Genomic DNA, 17,212 nt, shown 5'->3' on the forward strand with positions numbered 1-17,212 from the left:
AACAAATTTAAACTATAAAATTCAAATTAGAAGTGACGTATTTATTATTCTGAAATACGCTCGGCATAAACAATATAATATCTTGGAGTAAACCAGCGAAGTAGAGGACGTAGACCAATTTTTCGTGTTGGGTTTGTCCATTTTTCTGAAGCTATAATTCGCCAGCCTGATTTTTCTAGTAGCCAATCAAACTGCCAATCTTCAAATTCATGATAGTGTCGATCTCTCATATCTGTTTTGCTTCTATAAGCAGAAGCAAACCAAAGTTTAAGTGGTATACTAGCCACAAGTTTATCAGCTTTAATTGATTTTAAAACTGTAAATGGTGACAGTAAGTGTTCAAAGATTTCAAATGCTGTTACGACATTAGCGTTAGAATTTTCAATTTCCGAAGTATCAAGATCTAAATCAATACCTGTTGTATTCGTTACATCATAGCCCTCTGATTTTAACATGTCAGATAACGGGTTTTTGATACCTAAATCTAAAATAACAGATGTAGTTTCAATATGAGACTTTAAAAACTGTACGGTATGTTTAAACCGTTTATTCGGAAAGGTCTTTTCGTACATTAATCTGAAATATTATCAAAAGAGGTCTTAATGCCTTTGATTAAGGCAGAACTAAATCCTTGGTGTTCCATTTCATTCAGACCAGCAATTGTACAGCCTTTAGGTGTTGTGACTTTGTCAATTTCTGCTTCAGGATGGTTTCCTTTTTGCAACAGAAGTTCACTAGCGCCTTTTACCGTTTGCGTTGCTATTTGAGTGGCTGTTTGAGCATCGAATCCAATTTCAATACCACCTTGTATCATCCCTCTTATAAATCGTAAGACGTAAGCAATACCGCATGCACCTAGCACAGTAGCTGCGTCCATCAGTTGTTCGTTGATTACAACAGTTTCTCCAAGGGCATTAAAAATATCCTTTACCTTATTGGTGTCTTCTTCTGAAGCATTATGAGACGCAATACAGGTCATGGATTCATTTACCGATGATGCTGTGTTTGGCATTGCACGGAAAACAACTGGATGATGTGTGAGTTCTGAATTAATTTGAGCTATTGAAAAGTCACTAACTACAGAGATTAATAACTTATCGTTAGTTAAAACAGAATTCACTTCTTGCAACACGTCGGCAATACGATACGGTTTTACAGCAATAATGACGATTTGTGCATTTGATACCGCTTCGATATTATTGGAATTAATGTAAACGCCTTGGTCTTGAAATGATTGAAGTAGTCCCGTTTTATGTCGCGTTATCGCGATATCAGAAGGATTGAAATTTTCACTGAGTAAACCTGAGGCAATCGCTTGACCAAGATTTCCTCCTCCTAATATGGCAATAGTTGAATTCATTTAATATTGGTAAACAATGGCGTTAATATGCATTCCTGCGCCAACGCTAGCAAAAAGAATAACATCACCTTTCTCAATGGATTGATTTTCAAATTTATTCTTCACAATTAAATCAAAAAGTGTTGGTACGGTAGCTACTGAGCTATTCCCTAGCTTATGAATGCTCATTGGCATAACACCATCTGGAACTGCAGTTTTATATAAACGGTAAAAGCGTTTGATGATTGCTTCGTCCATTTTTTCATTGGCTTGATGAATCAATACTTTTTTAACGTCTTTAATATCCTTTCCACTCTTTTCTAGACATGATTTCATCGCTAAAGGAACATTGTTAAGCGCAAATTCATAAATTTTACGCCCGTGCATTTTAATGTATCTCGTATCGCGATTTAGTTCTTGGTTGTTCGAACTTCCAAAGTATAAATAATACGCTTCGTCATAAGTAAATGACGCTGTTTCGTGTGCTAAGATACCACCTTCTTCATCAGTTAACTCAATGACTGTTGCGCCTGCACCGTCACTATAAATCATAGAATCTCTATCATGCTTATCTACTACACGCGATAAGGTTTCGCTTCCAATGACTAAACACTTTTTTGCCATTCCTGCTTTTATATAAGCTTGAGCTTGGATCACCCCTTCAAGCCAACCTGGGCATCCAAAAAGAATGTCATAAGCCACACATTTTGGGTTTTTAATTCTCAAGCGATGTTTAACCCGTGACGCAAGACAAGGTAAAATATCCGATTGTACCGTATTGGCTTTTACGTCGCCAAAATTATGAGCACAGATGATATAATCAAGCTTTTCGGGATCGATATTCGCATCTTCAATGGCTTTTTGCGCAGCTAAAAATCCGAGATCAGAAGATGTTAATTGTGGGTCAGCATAACGGCGTTCCACAATACCAGTAATAGCCTTAAATTTATCCACTATCACTTCGTTGGGATAGTCGATAGTACTGCCATCAGCATTTAAAAACTCATGCTGATGAAAATCTTCATTTTTTTCAACTTCACTCGGTATATAACTACCAGTTCCTGTTATCTTAATCGACATAGTACGTTATTTTTAAACATTACGATTCACTAAAATAGTAATTAATCCTGTTTTAGATGGAAGTTATCTAAATAAGTTAGAATTTTTACTAAATTCATAAAATTACTACAGTGTCATTACGTTAAACTAAAAAGCGCATCATTTATTGATGCGCCGTTTAAATATTTGATACTCTCGTTTATGCTTCCATATACATTTCAATTGGCGCACAAGTGCAAATTAAATTTCTGTCACCATAAGCATCGTCTACACGACGTACACTAGGCCAAAATTTATTATCTCTCACATAATCTAATGGAAATGCGGCTTGCTGACGAGTATATGGTAGCAACCATTCATCATCAGTAATCATACTAAGCGTATGTGGTGCATTTTTGAGTATGTTATTATCATCTTCTTTTGAAATTCGTTCAATCTCATGTCTGATAGAAATCATGGCATCACAAAAACGATCCATTTCATCTTTACTTTCACTTTCCGTTGGTTCAATCATCATTGTCCCTGCTACTGGGAAAGATACGGTAGGTGCATGAAACCCATAATCCATTAATCGTTTGGCGATATCTACAACTTCAATACCATGAGCTTTAAATGGACGACAATCAATGATCATCTCATGAGCTGCACGTCCACGTTCTCCTGAGTACAGTGTTTCGAAAGCACCTTCTAAACGTTTTTTAATGTAATTGGCATTCAGAATTGCGACTTCCGTGGCGCGTTTTAATCCTGTAGCACCTAACATTTTGATGTAACCATAAGAGATTAAACACGCTAATGAAGATCCGAAAGGAGCAGCAGAAATAGCGGTTATAGCTTGATCTCCTCCAGTTTTAATCAAGGGGTTGCTCGGTAGGAATGGTACTAATTGTTTAGCGACGCAAATTGGTCCTACCCCTGGTCCGCCTCCTCCATGAGGAATTGCAAAGGTTTTGTGTAAGTTCAGGTGACATACATCAGCACCAATATTTCCTGGATGCGTTAAACCAACTTGAGCATTCATATTGGCACCATCCATATACACTTGTCCGCCATTATCATGAATGATTTGTGTGATTTCTTTAATTGCAGATTCATAGACACCATGAGTTGATGGATACGTCACCATTAAGGCAGATAAATTAGCGGCATGTAATTCTGCTTTCTCGCGTAAATCATCAACATCGATATTGCCTTCCTCGGTAGATTTAGTAACAACGACTTTCATTCCGGCCATAACTGCACTTGCAGGATTTGTTCCGTGTGCCGAAGATGGAATTATACAAATATTTCTGTGGTGATCACCACGAGATTCGTGATAAGCTCTAATGACCATTAATCCAGCAAATTCTCCTTGCGCACCAGAATTTGGTTGCAACGAAGTGCCAGCAAACCCGGTAATTTCTGTCAGTTGATCTTCTAACTCTTTAAGGACGATTTGATAGCCTTGAGCTTGCGCAATTGGTACAAAAGGGTGAATATTGCCCCATTTAAACCAACTTAGCGGTAACATTTCAGAAGCAGCATTTAATTTCATGGTACAAGATCCCAAGGATATCATAGAATGGTTTAAGGCTAAATCTTTACGCTCCAATAACTTAATGTAACGCATTAACTCTGTTTCAGAGTGGTGTGAATTAAAAATGGGCTCTTGTAAGAATGTGCTTTGGCGTTTTAAATTAGGGGTAATCACATTAGCTTCAGAAATAGTCTCAATTTCGGAGGTATTAGTGTTTATGCTTTTGGCAAATATGGAAACAATTGCATTTAAATCATCAACAGTCGTAGTCTCATTAAGTGATAATACCACTTCATTTTCGTTTGGATAAAAGAAGTTTATCTTATGGCTTTCGGCATCAATCTTTATGGCTTTAGCATCAGCTTGGATATGCAAGGTGTCGAAGAATGATGTATTACTTTGTTGGAAACCTAATGTTTTAAGTGTGTTGGATAAGCTAACCGTTTTGTTATGTATGTCATTAGCAATCTGCTCTAATCCTTTTGGACCATGATATACAGCATACATTCCAGCCATAACAGCGAGAAGCACTTGAGCAGTGCAGATATTTGAGGTTGCTTTATCTCTTTTAATATGCTGTTCTCGAGTTTGCAATGCCATACGCAATGCTCTATGGCCATTGGTATCTTTAGTAACACCGATAATACGGCCAGGAAGATCTCGTTTATAGGCCTTCTTTGTTGCAAAATATGCAGCGTGTGGTCCGCCATACCCCATTGGGATACCAAAACGTTGAGTAGTTCCCACCACCACATCAGCACCAAATTTTCCTGGAGCCTCGAGTTTAACTAAGCTCATGATATCTGCAGCAACAGCTACTTTGATGTTAGAGGCATTAGCTTTTTCAATAAAGGACTTGATATCGGTCACCTGACCATATTTTCCTGGATATTGTAGAATGGCAGCAAAATACGATTCAGAGAAATCAAAGTCTTCTTCTTTACCGATAACGAGCTCAATACCTATTGGAGTCGCCCTCGTTTGTAATAATGATAAGGTTTGAGGAAGTATATTTTCAGAGACAAAAAATTTATTAATCCCAGCTTTTTTCTGGTCGCGTTCACGAACAGCAAACAACAAGCTCATGGCTTCAGCTGCCGCAGTGCTTTCATCTAAAAGTGAAGCATTAGCGATTTCCATTCCTGTAAGATCAGTGATCATGGTTTGGAAATTTAGTAATGCTTCTAATCGTCCTTGAGCAATTTCAGCTTGATAAGGCGTGTAAGCTGTATACCACCCTGGGTTTTCTAAAATATTACGCTGAATCACCGCAGGTAAAATGGTTGGGTGATAACCTAAGCCGATATAAGTTTTAAAAACTTTATTCTTTTTAGATAACTCATAAATATGTAGCAAATATTCATGTTCGCTCATTGGTGCCTCCAGATCAAGATCTGAATCTAAACGAATTCCATTCGGGATAGTTTCATGGATCAATTGCTCCATTGAATCTACACCAATTGTATCTAACATTTGCTTTTGATCCGCTGCTCTCGGACCAATATGACGTAGTGAAAAATCTGCTGTATTCATTAAAATATTTGAGTTGAAAATTATTTGTGCAAAATTAAGGAATTATTGACCTTAAAATGTTAACGAAAATGAAACTTTTCAACCATTTGAATTGGTTATTAACAGTTTGCCTATTTTTGTATAATGCGTGCGCTTAAAACAGTTTTGGATTTTTATATCAATAGCAGTATTCACGTGGCTTTAGCAGTCTATGCATTGTCATGGATTACCTTGTTACAATTTGATATAGATTACGATAAAAATGTACTTTATTTCAGTTTCTTTGCCTCTATTACAGGTTATAATTTTGTCAAGTTCTTCGGTCTGGCGAAATTTCACCATCGAAAATTGACAAATATGCTGAAAAGTGTCCAGTTGGTATCTTTTATTTCTTTTATAGCAATGGCTTATTATTTGTTGCAATTACAAATGATTACAATCGTATATATTGCGGTGTTTGCCTTGGCAACTTTTTTATATGCAGTTCCGGTGCTGCCAAAACGACTATTTATAGATCAACAGAAAAACTTACGAAGTATTGGCGGATTAAAAATTTATATAATCGCTTTGGTTTGGACAGGTGTGACGGTAGTATTGCCACTCATTGATAATAATCATGACATCACAAAAGACGTATTTATAACCGGCATACAACGATTTTTTATTGTGATTGTTTTAATGCTGCCTTTTGAAATTAGAGACTTAAATTTTGACAGTTTGAAGTTGTCAACTATACCGCAAAAGATAGGCGTTAAAGGTACAAAAGTAAGTGGTGTTGTACTCTTGCTAGCATCTTATATTCTCGAGTTTTTTAGAGTAGAAACCTATCCTTACGCACTTCTAAGTCATACATTAATACTATTATTTTTGTGTGGATTTTTACTCTTATCGTTTAAACGACAGAGTAAATATTATACCGCATTTTGGGTGGAAAGTATACCTATTTGGTGGTTGATTTTATTGCTGGTGCTTCTCTAGTTCTTTTGCGAAAGTAGTCTTGAGATTTTCTTTAGCAGAGGAATCCATAGCTGCCGCTTTGTTGGTCATCAACTTTGTAAGTTTCGTGTTTTTACTAGAGTACTTCCTACAGGCTTTGCAATAAATGAGATGTAAATTTAATTTTATTTTTTCCCAAAAAGAGGCTTCTTCATATTGTGATTTATCACAAACATGACTTGCTTTTTCACAAGAGATAAAAAGTTTCTTACTCATAATTAAAACCAATTTTTTTCTAGACATCTCGCCATTGCTGTTCTAGCTCTATGGATAATTACCCATAAATTAGACGAAGTAATTCCTAATTCATTACAGATTGCTTCAGTCTCATAATTTAAAATGGTTTTCATTTCAAATACTTGGGCTTGTTTTTTTGGGAGTTTATTCAAACACTTATCTATGGCATATCCAAGTTCGGTGTTTTCTAGATGGTCTTCAGCTGTTTTATCAAACGGATCTGCCACGCGTTCTTCTAGCCAATCACCATCATTTTCATCACCGCTGTAGGTCATTCTTACTTCGGCTTTACCTTTATTAGAGTTGATTTTACGATAATGATCGATAATCTTTCGTTTCAAAATCGAAATGAGCCAAGTGCGTTCGCTTGCTTCACCTTTAAAATTTTTCATAGAGTTTAAACCTGCAACGAAAGTATCTTGTATAAGATCTTTAGCAATGTCACTATCACTCACACGAGTGATGGTATAATTAAAAAGATAATCAGAATACAGGTTAATCCACTGATTTGGATCTATGACGTGCTTTGGCATTACTTTTTCTAAACAATTCATTTCAAAAATAAGTAATTATCCATTAATGTCGCAATAAATCTGTAAGCGCATATTCTATTTTAGTAAATCTAAATGTGAACCCATGATCGAGGAGACGTTTCGGAATTACATTTCGGCTTTTTAATACCAATTCAGCTTCCGTGCCTATTAGTTTTGCGCCAAATTTGATAAGCCAATCAGGATGTGCTAATCCGAATGGGATACGCATGACTTGTCTAAAACTTTTCATTAAAGTTGTGTTGTTTGTTGGTTTCGGAACACTCAAATTGAAATGGCCTTCCAGTTGCTTATTTAGAATTAAAAACTCTACAGCTCTCGCAAAATCTAATTGATGAATCCAGCTTACCTTTTGTTGTCCTGAACCATTTTTTCCACCTAAACCAAATCTCACTAAATGTTTTAAAGGTTGGATTGCACCTCCGTTTTTACCCATAACAATTGATGTTCGAAGCACAATTTTTCTGGTTTTAGGGTTTGTGATCGAGTAGAAAGCCCTTTCCCATGATTTTGCAATATTCATAGAGAAGTCATTGCCTATTTCACCGTGTTCTTCTGTCATTTCATTATGCATTGAATGACGGTAAATGGTTGCAGTGGAAGAGTTGATCCAAAGTTGAGGTGGATGTTCACACAAATTAATCGCTAATCCTAAAACGTGAGTAGCATCTATTCTAGAATCAAGAATGAGCTTTCTATTGCGGTCGTTATAACGGCAATCTACAGATTTACCTGTAAGATTAATGAGTACCTCTGTTTCTTCTAATATTTTGGCCCAATCACCTAAGTTCTTGGCGTCCCAATAGATATCATTATCTCGTTTTGGAACTCTTGTTAAAATATAGACCTTGTCACCTCTTTTTGAGAAGTAGGTTTCAAGAATTTGTCCGAGGAAGCCACTGCCTCCTGCTATGGTAATTGTTTTCATAAGTTAATGATTAAAAGGATGGCTAAAATTAATAGTCGGTATAGTACCCAAGTATAAGATAAATAGGTTGGGAGTGCTAGAAGTTTCACTCTTCTAAAATGTTCTAAAAACAGGATCAGAACGGTAATGCCAAACCAACAAAGGTTTAGGGTTTCTGAGATATTAAAAATTTGATTCAAGGCGAGTAATGGCATAAGCAATAAGCTACCTATAAGAGATACAGTCATCAAATTGCCAAGATAATTCAATATGATTTTCGTGTTCAATTGAATCATAATAATACTTTGAAAAAGCAGCTGCCCTATAGCAATAGAACCTTCTCTAATTAATGACGAATGTGATACTGCTGATAAGTTTTTAGAAAATGCGTCTAACGTAAACATTGTAGTTAAGACAGTGATAATAATATATGCGATTCGATAAGGCGTATTAAAGCTCGGGACACACTGAGAATCAGGATTTAGTGAAGATGCGCTTGGCATAATGACTTTTCTATTAAAAGAGATGAAACTGTAAAGCTTTTTTAATAGAAATTTTATAGGTTTTAATTGGCCTATATATTGCACCAATGGAAAGCGGTAACCGATAATTTTGAGCAGGCTATCGATGCCGTAGATGACCGTGTTATTTTGAGTATCTATAAGTGCTATTTCATTTGAAGCGCGGTTTAAATCAATGAATTTATGCGCATCAGTTGAGGTGTGGTTAAAAGTTTTACGACCATTATTATCGAGCATTCCTATTTTGATGAAAGCTGAAGTGTAGACTTGACATAACGGACAGTCTTCATCATATAATAGCGTTTGGTGTTCTAAAGTTTTCATAATTTATTAGTTTTAAACTTTCAGAAATTATTGAAAGTTTTAGATAAAAAAATAAGTCTAGGTAATTAATTTTAATAGTGATTTTGTGATCCAGTTCTGTCTTTGATTCACGAGTTTATTAATCATGGCATCTGCCGTTTCGGTTAAATCATGCAAGGCCTTAGTCTGTTTGATCAATTCTTTCGTTTTTTCAGTACCGTCATCTTTGATAGAAGAGACGTCATTAAGTACTTTAATAACCGGCTGAATCTCTCTACGACTGCGTTCTTTAGCTATGATTCTCGCCAATTCTTGCACCTCTTTTTCAGTAGTGAAGAATTCTCGCCTTTCACCAGGAATAAGTTCTTTGGTAACAATTCCCCAATCTATTAACTGACGCAGGTTCATACTTGTATTACCTCGTGAAATTTGAAGCTCCTTCATAATGGTATCCATTGATAAGGGTTCGGTAGAGATAAATAACAGGGCTTGAATTTGCGCCATAGCCTTATTAATTCCCCAAAGGGTTCCTAGACTTCCCCATGTACTGATAAATTTTATTTTGGCATCTTCGTAATTCATACCATAAATATATAAAATATTTTAAACTTTCAATAATTATTGAAAGTTTAATTATCAAAAAAACCAAAGATGATTCTTTGGTTCTTTTTATTTTAAGTTTTTTCGATCAATCCAGCGCGCCGCAAAAGTGCCTCAGGTTGCGGTTCTTTTCCTCTGAAACGCTTATATAAGGTCATTGGGTCTTCAATACCACCTTGCGACAGTACATGATCTTTAAATTTCTTGGCAACATCTTTATTGAAAACACCTTCCTCTAAGAAGTATTCAAAGGCATCGGCATCTAAAACTTCAGCCCATTTATAGCTATAATATCCAGAACTATAGCCTCCTTGAAATATATGAGAAAAGGATGTGCTCATACAGTTTTCTGCGACATCCGGATATAATCTTGTGTCCTCAAACGCCTTTAATTCGTGTGTTTTTACATTGGTTATTCCGGTTGGATTTTGTCCGTGCCATGACATATCTAGTAAGCCAAAACTAATCTGTCTTAAGGTTTGCATCCCTTCATGAAAGGTCGCAGAGGCTTTAATTTTTTCAATCAAATCCATAGGAATCACTTCTTCCGTCTCATAGTGGGTTGCAAATAATTCTAAAGCTTCTTTTTCGTAACACCAATTCTCTAATACCTGACTTGGCAACTCTACAAAATCCCAGAAAACACTAGTTCCAGACATGCTTGGATAAGTAGTATTGGCTAACATGCCATGCAAGGCATGACCAAATTCATGAAACAAAGTGGTTACTTCATTAAAGGTAAGGAGTGAGGGCTTACTCTTCGTTGGTTTTGTGAAATTACAAACTATAGAAATGTGCGGACGATCATTCACATCATCTTTAATAAATTGAGGTTTGTAAACAGTCATCCACGCACCATTACGCTTGCCTGGTCTTGGAAAGAAGTCGGCATAAAAAATAGATACCAAATTCCCTTTTAGATCTGTGACTTTATAAGTAAGTACATCTTCGTGATATTTGTCGATGTTGTCAATCTCTTCAAACTTTAGGTCGTATAATCTGCCTGCAATAGTGAAAACCCCATCAATCACATTTTCTAATTTAAAATATGGCTTTAGTTGTTCATCATCGAGACTGAATAATTTTTGTTTTAGCTTTTCAGCATAATAGGCACCATCCCATTTTTGAAGGGCATCAATCCCATCCAATTCTTTTGCAAAGTCCTCAAGATTAGAAAATTCTTGTAATGCAGCAGATTTAGCTTTTTCTAAAAGATCATTTAAAAAGGTCTGGACGGTTTCAGGTGTTTTTGCCATACGCTCCTCTAATACGAAATGTGCATGAGTCTTATAACCTAATAAAATGGCACGTTCATGGCGTAACTTTGCAATTTGAAGGACATTTTCTTGGTTGTCAAGATCATCATCTTTAAAGGCCTTAGCACCAGCTGCTATAGCGAGTTTTTGTCGCAATTTACGGTTGTCGGCATAGGTCATAAAAGGAATATAACTTGGGTAATCTAATGTGATTAACCATCCTTTTTTGTCCTTGGATTCAGCTAATTGCTGAGCCGCTTCTTTAGCACCTTCAGGTAAACCAGCAAGGTCGTCTTCATTGGTGAGATGCATTTCAAAATTATTGGTCTCTGCTAAAATATTCTCTCCAAATTTAAGTTTCAACTGACTTAACTGTTTATCAATTGCTCTCAACCTAATTTTTTTAGTTTCAGACAGATTTGCCCCATTTCTTGAGAAACTTTTATATTTTTTATCTAAAAGTGTTTCCTGTTCTGTTGTGAGGTCTATACTTTTTTTGGAATTATAAACTGCTTTTACCCGTTTGAATAGGTCTTCATTTAAGGTAATATCATTGCTAAATTCGGAAAGTAGCGGAGAGACCTCTTGCGCAATCTTTTGAATTTGATCGTTGGTTTCAGCACTATTGAGATTAAAAAATATGCTTGATAGTCGATCCAGTTCTTCACCAGAGAAATCTAAGGTCTCTATTGTATTTTGAAACGTTGGCGCTTCTGGATTAGCAGTTATCATATCAATTTCTGCTCTTGCTTTTTCTATAGCTTTTAAAAATGCTGGAAGATAATCGTCATTTTTAATCTTCGAAAAAGGCGCAGTATGATATGGGGTATTGAATTTTGAATTTAAAATCGTCATCGTCATAAAATCTTAGTTGTAGGTGTTATATGCAATTAAAGCCAAATATTAGCTGGGCAATTATGTTATTCATGTGAAGGTTATTTAGAGTTATCATCACTATTTGTTAATATTTAATGTATGATTAACTAAATGTTAAGAACTAAATGTCATTTTAATTAGTATTTTTGCCACATTATTAAAACTTAAGTTATTAAGTGTTTAGTAAGAATTGATTAATAGCTCTAAAACCTCGTGATTTCACGAGGTTTTTTTATGTCTTGATTTATAGGTCTTTAGAAGATTCGATTACCTTGGCTTTTAAGCCTTCTTTATAGGCAATAATGGTATTTAAGACCTCTTGATTTGACGAGCCTATAATTTGAGCTGCCAATATACCTGCATTTTTTGCACCATTTAATGCTACTGTAGCTACAGGAACACCTCCTGGCATTTGGAGTATAGATAACACTGAATCCCAGCCATCAATTGAATTGCTGCTTTTTACAGGCACACCAATTACAGGTAATGGCGATAATGATGCGACCATTCCCGGTAAATGAGCTGCGCCACCTGCACCAGCAATAATGACACTAATGCCTCTGCCATGAGCGTTTTTACTAAAATCAAAAAGTTTATCTGGAGTTCTATGTGCAGAAACAATATCTACTTCCACATCAATATGAAACTCTTTTAAGATGTCTATTGCATCTTGCATTACAGGAAGATCACTTTTGCTTCCCATAATTACGGCTACTTTACTCATAATTATTTACTGATTACTTTTATTGTCTTTTTTACATTTTCGGCAATACGACGTGCTTCATTGATATCTTCATTCACGATAGTCACGTGACCCATTTTACGAAATGGTCGCGTTTGCTTCTTTCCATAGATATGTGGAGTCACGCCTTCTAATTGCATAATTTCTTCAATATGTTCATATACAACATCTCCTGTATGACCTTCAGCTCCAACAAGATTCACCATAATGCCTCCAACTTTGTTATCGGCTCTTCCAAGAGGTAAATTTAAAATGGCTCTTATATGTTGTTCAAATTGAGAAGTGTAACTAGCTTCAATCGTTTGATGGCCAGAATTGTGTGGTCTTGGAGCTACTTCATTTACCAATATATCATCGTCTTCGGTTTGAAACATTTCAACCGCTAACAAGCCTACATGTTCGAAGGCTTTTGATGTTTTTAAGGCAATATCTTGTGCTTTTTTTGCAACAGCCTCATCAATACGCGCTGGACATATCACATACTCAACTTGATTTGCTTCCGGATGAAATTCCATTTCAACGACAGGATAAGTTTTGATATCACCGTTTTTTGTTCTTGCAACAATGACTGCCAACTCATTTTTAAAAGGAATTAAAGCTTCTGCGATACATTCGCCTTTTGGTAAATCGAAAAGATCAGATAGCTGTCTCACAATCTTTACACCATTACCATCATAGCCAAACTGAGCAGCCTTCCATACAAAAGGAAACTCTAGTGCTTCATTTTCAAGAGCATCTTCAACTTCAGATAGATAAGCAAATCTTGAAAAATCAGAAGTTGGAATCTCATGGTCCCGATAAAAAAGCTTTTGAGTTGCTTTATTTTGAATGGTACGTAAGGTTTTTGATGATGGATAAACAGTAATACCTTCTTTTTCTAGTGCTTCAAGAGCATCCACATTGACATTTTCAATTTCAAAAGTCAAAACGTCTACCTGCTTTCCGAAGTTATAAACCGCATTATAATCCATTAAGTCACCTAAAGTGAAATCATCACTTGCAATTCTACAAGGCGCTTCAGGACTTGCATCCATAACATGGGTTGTAATATCAAACTTTCGTGTTGTATAAAGCATCATCTTGCCTAATTGACCTCCACCGAGAATTCCGAGTTTAAAATCTGAAGAGAAATAGTTCTGAGCCATGAAGAAAATCCAATTTTTAGGTTTACTTTATTACACAAAAATACATTATAATATAGAAAGGGTTGACAAAAATGGAATTCAAAAATCGGTATTCGACAATCTATTGATTATCTTTGCCTTTTTAAAAGCAATATCAAGTGATTAAACTACACGACCTATACTTCAAAACTTTTATTTCTGAACAGGAATTAGATGCCACAGTGCAACGTATGGTTGATGAGATTGCAAATGATCTTCAAGATGAAATCCCTGTATTTGTAGGGATCTTGAACGGATCATTTATGTTTGTGAGTGACTTCGTAAAAAAATACCCAAAACCTTGTGAAGTAACCTTTATTAAACTTGCATCTTATGAAGGTTTGAAATCTACCGAAGATATTCAACGCCTTATTGGTTTAACACAAGATTTGTCTGGAAGGAAAGTAATCATTCTAGAAGATATTATCGATTCTGGGAATACCTTAGAAGAAGTACACCGCATTTTTAAAAATGAACATGTTGATGAACTAAAGATTGCAACATTATTTGCGAAGCCAGAATCGTATAAAAAAGACTTTAAACTTCATTATGTTGGTAAAGAAATCCCGAATAAATTTATCGTTGGATACGGATTGGATTACAACGGATTAGGACGTGACTTACCAGCAGTATATCAATTAAAAACAACTCAACACATGACAAACATTGTGCTATTTGGCCCTCCAGGTGCAGGCAAAGGAACTCAAGCAGAATTTTTAAAAGACAAATACAACCTTGTACATATATCTACAGGAGATGTCTTTAGATATAATATAAAAAACGAAACCGCATTAGGCATGCTAGCAAAGTCTTTCATGGATAAAGGAGAATTGGTGCCTGATCAAGTGACCATAGATATGCTTAATGCTGAAGTTGAAAAGAACGCAGGTGCCAAAGGATTTATCTTTGACGGTTTTCCAAGAACAAATGCACAGGCCAAAGCTTTAGATAATTTAATGGATGCTAAAGACTCTCAAATCGATGCCATGATTGCATTAGAAGTCGATGATGAAGTATTGGTAGGTCGTTTATTAGAACGCGGAAAAACGAGTGGCAGAAAAGATGATGCAGATGAGTCAATTATTCGAAATAGAATTATTGAATACTATAATAAAACCGCAATTTTAAAAGACTATTATGCAGCTCAATATAAATATTATGGTGTGGATGGTGTAGGTAGTATAGATGATATCACTGAACGTTTAAATGCAGTCATAGATAAACTTTAAGCCCAATATTATCTTTTTATGGCATAGTCCTTATTGGAATATTCCTTTTTCTTTTGCCTGTAGCAGTTTTAATTAGAGTGCTCATGAAACGCACAGTTGGTAATAATAAACTTATTTGGATTGCACTCATCAAATGTATGCCCTTTAAAGATGGCCTTGTGTGTTTTCTTAATAGAAGACCTGAATTAGAGGCACATGAAATTAGAAATTCAAATCAAAACGACGTTAAGTATTAACGAGTTTAAAAGAAACCGCTTTTGCGGACGATTAATATGACTGAAGGTAATTTTGTTGACTACGTAAAAATCCACGTTTCTTCTGGAAAAGGAGGACAAGGATCTGCACATTTACATCGCGAGAAGTTCATTGAAAAAGGTGGACCCGATGGCGGTGATGGTGGTCGTGGAGGTCATGTGATTCTGCGAGGTAATACTAACCTTTGGACCTTGTTGCATTTAAAATTTAAACGCCACGCTAAGGCAGGCCACGGTGGGCATGGTAGTAAGAGTAGAAGTACAGGTGCCGATGGTGAAGATATCTATGTAGATGTGCCTTTAGGGACTGTCGTCAAAGATTCTGAAACGGATGAAGTCCTATTCGAAATTACTGAAGACGGCGAAGAAAGGATTGTGGCTCAAGGAGGTCGTGGCGGATTAGGGAATTGGCATTTTAAAAATTCGAGAAACCAAACACCGCGTTATGCACAACCTGGAGAACCCCTCGAAGAAAAAAGTATCACGATTGAATTAAAAATATTAGCAGATGTGGGACTGGTCGGATTTCCAAATGCTGGAAAATCTACCCTACTCTCAGTGATTACCGCAGCAAAACCTAAAATTGCAGATTACGAGTTTACAACTCTAAAACCTAATCTGGGAATTGTTGAATATCGTGATTTTAAGACCTTCGTTATGGCAGATATTCCTGGAATTATTGAAGGCGCTGCCGAAGGTAAAGGACTTGGGCACTACTTTTTACGTCATATCGAACGTAACTCGGTTTTACTATTCTTAATTCCTGCTGATGCCGAAGATATTCGTAAACAGTATGATATTTTATTGGACGAGCTTAGACGCTACAATCCTGAAATGTTAGATAAAGAACGCATTATCGCGATTTCAAAAAGTGACATGCTTGATGAGGAACTTAAAACAGAACTCAAAAGTGAATTGGATGAGACATTACCCATAGACTATATGTTTATTTCTTCCGTGGCACAACAAGGGATTACAGAACTTAAAGATAAACTCTGGAAAATTCTTAACGATTAATTTTTGGGCGTTACCTTACCATGCTAAGGCATTGTAAGGTCAGGCTTTATGTTGCAATCTTTTTTTGGCAAAAAAAGGATTTTCACTGCAATCCTTAGCGCAGGGTCTTACGTTAAAGTTCACGCATGTGATTGATTTTTTCGCTATATTTAAAATAAAAAGCAATGAAACGATTAGCACTCCTTTTAAGTCTTATAATGTTAGCCTCTTGTGCATCTATACGAGTGACTTACGATTATGAAAAGACCACTGATTTTGACACCTATAAGACTTATAATTATTATTCCGATATGAACACAGGGATGAGCGAGTTGGATACCAAACGCTTGTTGGATGCCTTAGATAAGGCCATGGCGGCGGAAGGCTATACCTTATCAGAAACTCCAGATTTCTTTGTAGATATCAAAAGTTCAGAATATCAACAACAACGTGGTAATAATGTTGGCGTAGGTCTTGGCGGTACTGGGCGAAATGTTGGTGGTGGTATTTCGGTGGGCTTACCTATCGGACAAACACAAATGGGACGCCAAATTATATTTGATTTTGTAGATGAGAATAAAAACGGACTCTTTTGGCAAGCGATTTCAGAGTCTAATTACAACCCAAAAGCCTCTCCAGAAAAACGCGAAGCTCAGTTCATGGCGATTGTAGCCAAAGTATTGGAAGGTTTTCCTCCAGAACCTAAATAGGGGTTTTTATTACGTTAATAAAAAAGAGGCTTTAAAAGCCTCTTTTTTTAAAAGTGATTCTTTATTTTAATAGATCCTTGTACTGGTTTTTATAGCCAAACAATACCACAATATTTAATACCAATAAGACTGCAGCTCCAGCGATATTTCCTGGATCTAAAACAGCATGGAATAAAACAGCATTTACCGATACGCTCATTAAAATAAGGGCGAATAATGCTCCGAATTTGTTAAAGATTAACGCTAAACCAGCAACGATTTCTACAATGGCAACTAATACCATAGTTTTAGAATTCACTAGAGCTCCAAAATAGACTCCGGCATCTTCAGACATGCCTTCTGGTGCTGGTAAAAATTCCATGAATTTATTTAGCCCGAAGACTAAAACGAAAAGGCCGAGTAATATTCTCAAGACCATAAATACTTTTGAATTCATAATAGATGG

Annotated in this window: 18 protein-coding genes; 5 read left to right on the plus strand and 13 right to left on the minus strand. The window is 36.0% G+C overall.

The genetic code is table 11. From position 1 onward, the window contains the following. Nucleotides 1-44 precede the first annotated feature (44 nt). The 4 genes from BLT57_RS06295 to gcvP all read right to left on the minus strand — a co-directional run bounded on the left by BLT57_RS06295 (nt 45) and on the right by gcvP (nt 5,447). Nucleotides 45-572, minus strand: a complete 528-nt coding sequence (locus tag BLT57_RS06295; protein ID WP_091423773.1) for a methyltransferase — start codon at nt 570-572, stop codon at nt 45-47. After that, nucleotides 572-1,360, minus strand: coding sequence for a pyrroline-5-carboxylate reductase (gene proC / locus BLT57_RS06300; RefSeq protein ID WP_091423776.1), 789 nt, complete (start codon nt 1,358-1,360; stop codon nt 572-574). The genes BLT57_RS06295 and proC overlap by 1 nt, the downstream gene beginning before the upstream one ends. Then, on the minus strand, nt 1,361-2,419 hold the full coding sequence (locus BLT57_RS06305; RefSeq protein WP_091423778.1) for a 3-oxoacyl-ACP synthase III family protein: 1,059 nt from the start codon (nt 2,417-2,419) through the stop codon (nt 1,361-1,363). Between the two features lie 178 nt (nt 2,420-2,597). Beyond that, the gene (gene gcvP / locus BLT57_RS06310; protein WP_091423780.1) at nt 2,598-5,447 is read right to left on the minus strand and encodes an aminomethyl-transferring glycine dehydrogenase; all 2,850 of its coding nucleotides are present in this window, start codon (nt 5,445-5,447) and stop codon (nt 2,598-2,600) included. A 123-nt stretch (nt 5,448-5,570) separates the two neighbouring features. Between gcvP and BLT57_RS06315 the strand changes: the two genes are divergently transcribed. Then, nucleotides 5,571-6,404: a hypothetical protein gene (locus BLT57_RS06315; RefSeq protein ID WP_091423783.1), complete on the plus strand. Its 834-nt coding sequence runs from the start codon at nt 5,571-5,573 to the stop codon at nt 6,402-6,404. Here BLT57_RS06315 and BLT57_RS06320 read toward each other — a convergent pair. From BLT57_RS06320 to BLT57_RS06355, 8 genes are all read right to left on the minus strand, one after another. Next, nucleotides 6,384-6,638: a hypothetical protein gene (locus BLT57_RS06320; RefSeq protein ID WP_231928782.1), complete on the minus strand. Its 255-nt coding sequence runs from the start codon at nt 6,636-6,638 to the stop codon at nt 6,384-6,386. The genes BLT57_RS06315 and BLT57_RS06320 overlap by 21 nt on opposite strands. Before the next feature lie 2 nt (nt 6,639-6,640). Beyond that, nucleotides 6,641-7,192: a sigma-70 family RNA polymerase sigma factor gene (locus tag BLT57_RS06325; RefSeq protein WP_091426690.1), complete on the minus strand. Its 552-nt coding sequence runs from the start codon at nt 7,190-7,192 to the stop codon at nt 6,641-6,643. Nucleotides 7,193-7,235: 43 nt separating this feature from the next. Continuing rightward, on the minus strand, nt 7,236-8,138 hold the full coding sequence (locus BLT57_RS06330; protein WP_091423791.1) for a TIGR01777 family oxidoreductase: 903 nt from the start codon (nt 8,136-8,138) through the stop codon (nt 7,236-7,238). Continuing rightward, nucleotides 8,135-8,962, minus strand: coding sequence for a DCC1-like thiol-disulfide oxidoreductase family protein (locus BLT57_RS06335; RefSeq protein ID WP_091423794.1), 828 nt, complete (start codon nt 8,960-8,962; stop codon nt 8,135-8,137). Before BLT57_RS06335 ends, BLT57_RS06330 begins: the two co-directional genes overlap by 4 nt. Nucleotides 8,963-9,019: 57 nt before the next feature. Beyond that, nucleotides 9,020-9,523: a GbsR/MarR family transcriptional regulator gene (locus tag BLT57_RS06340; RefSeq protein ID WP_091423798.1), complete on the minus strand. Its 504-nt coding sequence runs from the start codon at nt 9,521-9,523 to the stop codon at nt 9,020-9,022. Nucleotides 9,524-9,615: 92 nt separating this feature from the next. Further along, nucleotides 9,616-11,652, minus strand: a complete 2,037-nt coding sequence (locus BLT57_RS06345) for a M3 family metallopeptidase (RefSeq protein WP_091423801.1) — start codon at nt 11,650-11,652, stop codon at nt 9,616-9,618. A 265-nt stretch (nt 11,653-11,917) separates the two neighbouring features. Continuing rightward, on the minus strand, nt 11,918-12,397 hold the full coding sequence (purE, locus tag BLT57_RS06350; RefSeq protein ID WP_091423803.1) for a 5-(carboxyamino)imidazole ribonucleotide mutase: 480 nt from the start codon (nt 12,395-12,397) through the stop codon (nt 11,918-11,920). A 2-nt stretch (nt 12,398-12,399) separates the two neighbouring features. Next, nucleotides 12,400-13,560 carry a 5-(carboxyamino)imidazole ribonucleotide synthase gene (locus BLT57_RS06355; protein WP_091423807.1) on the minus strand — a complete coding sequence of 387 codons (1,161 nt, stop codon included), beginning with the start codon at nt 13,558-13,560 and terminating at the stop codon, nt 12,400-12,402. A gap of 137 nt (nt 13,561-13,697) precedes the next feature. Between BLT57_RS06355 and BLT57_RS06360 the strand changes: the two genes are divergently transcribed. The 4 genes from BLT57_RS06360 (at nt 13,698) to BLT57_RS06370 (ending at nt 16,767) form a co-directional block, all read left to right on the plus strand. Next, nucleotides 13,698-14,807 carry an adenylate kinase gene (locus BLT57_RS06360; RefSeq protein WP_091423810.1) on the plus strand — a complete coding sequence of 370 codons (1,110 nt, stop codon included), beginning with the start codon at nt 13,698-13,700 and terminating at the stop codon, nt 14,805-14,807. 83 nt (nt 14,808-14,890) lie between these two features. Further along, entirely contained in the window at nt 14,891-15,043 is a 153-nt protein-coding gene (locus BLT57_RS14040; protein WP_157717133.1) for a hypothetical protein, read from the plus strand. A gap of 36 nt (nt 15,044-15,079) precedes the next feature. Further along, nucleotides 15,080-16,078 carry a GTPase ObgE gene (gene obgE, locus BLT57_RS06365; protein WP_091423813.1) on the plus strand — a complete coding sequence of 333 codons (999 nt, stop codon included), beginning with the start codon at nt 15,080-15,082 and terminating at the stop codon, nt 16,076-16,078. Nucleotides 16,079-16,242: 164 nt separating this feature from the next. Then, entirely contained in the window at nt 16,243-16,767 is a 525-nt protein-coding gene (locus BLT57_RS06370; RefSeq protein ID WP_091423815.1) for a DUF4136 domain-containing protein, read from the plus strand. A gap of 61 nt (nt 16,768-16,828) precedes the next feature. Here BLT57_RS06370 and BLT57_RS06375 read toward each other — a convergent pair whose 3' ends face one another. Further along, nucleotides 16,829-17,203, minus strand: coding sequence for a DoxX family protein (locus tag BLT57_RS06375; RefSeq protein WP_091423818.1), 375 nt, complete (start codon nt 17,201-17,203; stop codon nt 16,829-16,831). Nucleotides 17,204-17,212: the final 9 nt, after the last annotated feature.

The sequence above is a fragment of the Formosa sp. Hel1_31_208 genome (assembly GCF_900104785.1).
In the GTDB taxonomy this organism is placed as follows: domain Bacteria; phylum Bacteroidota; class Bacteroidia; order Flavobacteriales; family Flavobacteriaceae; genus Psychroserpens.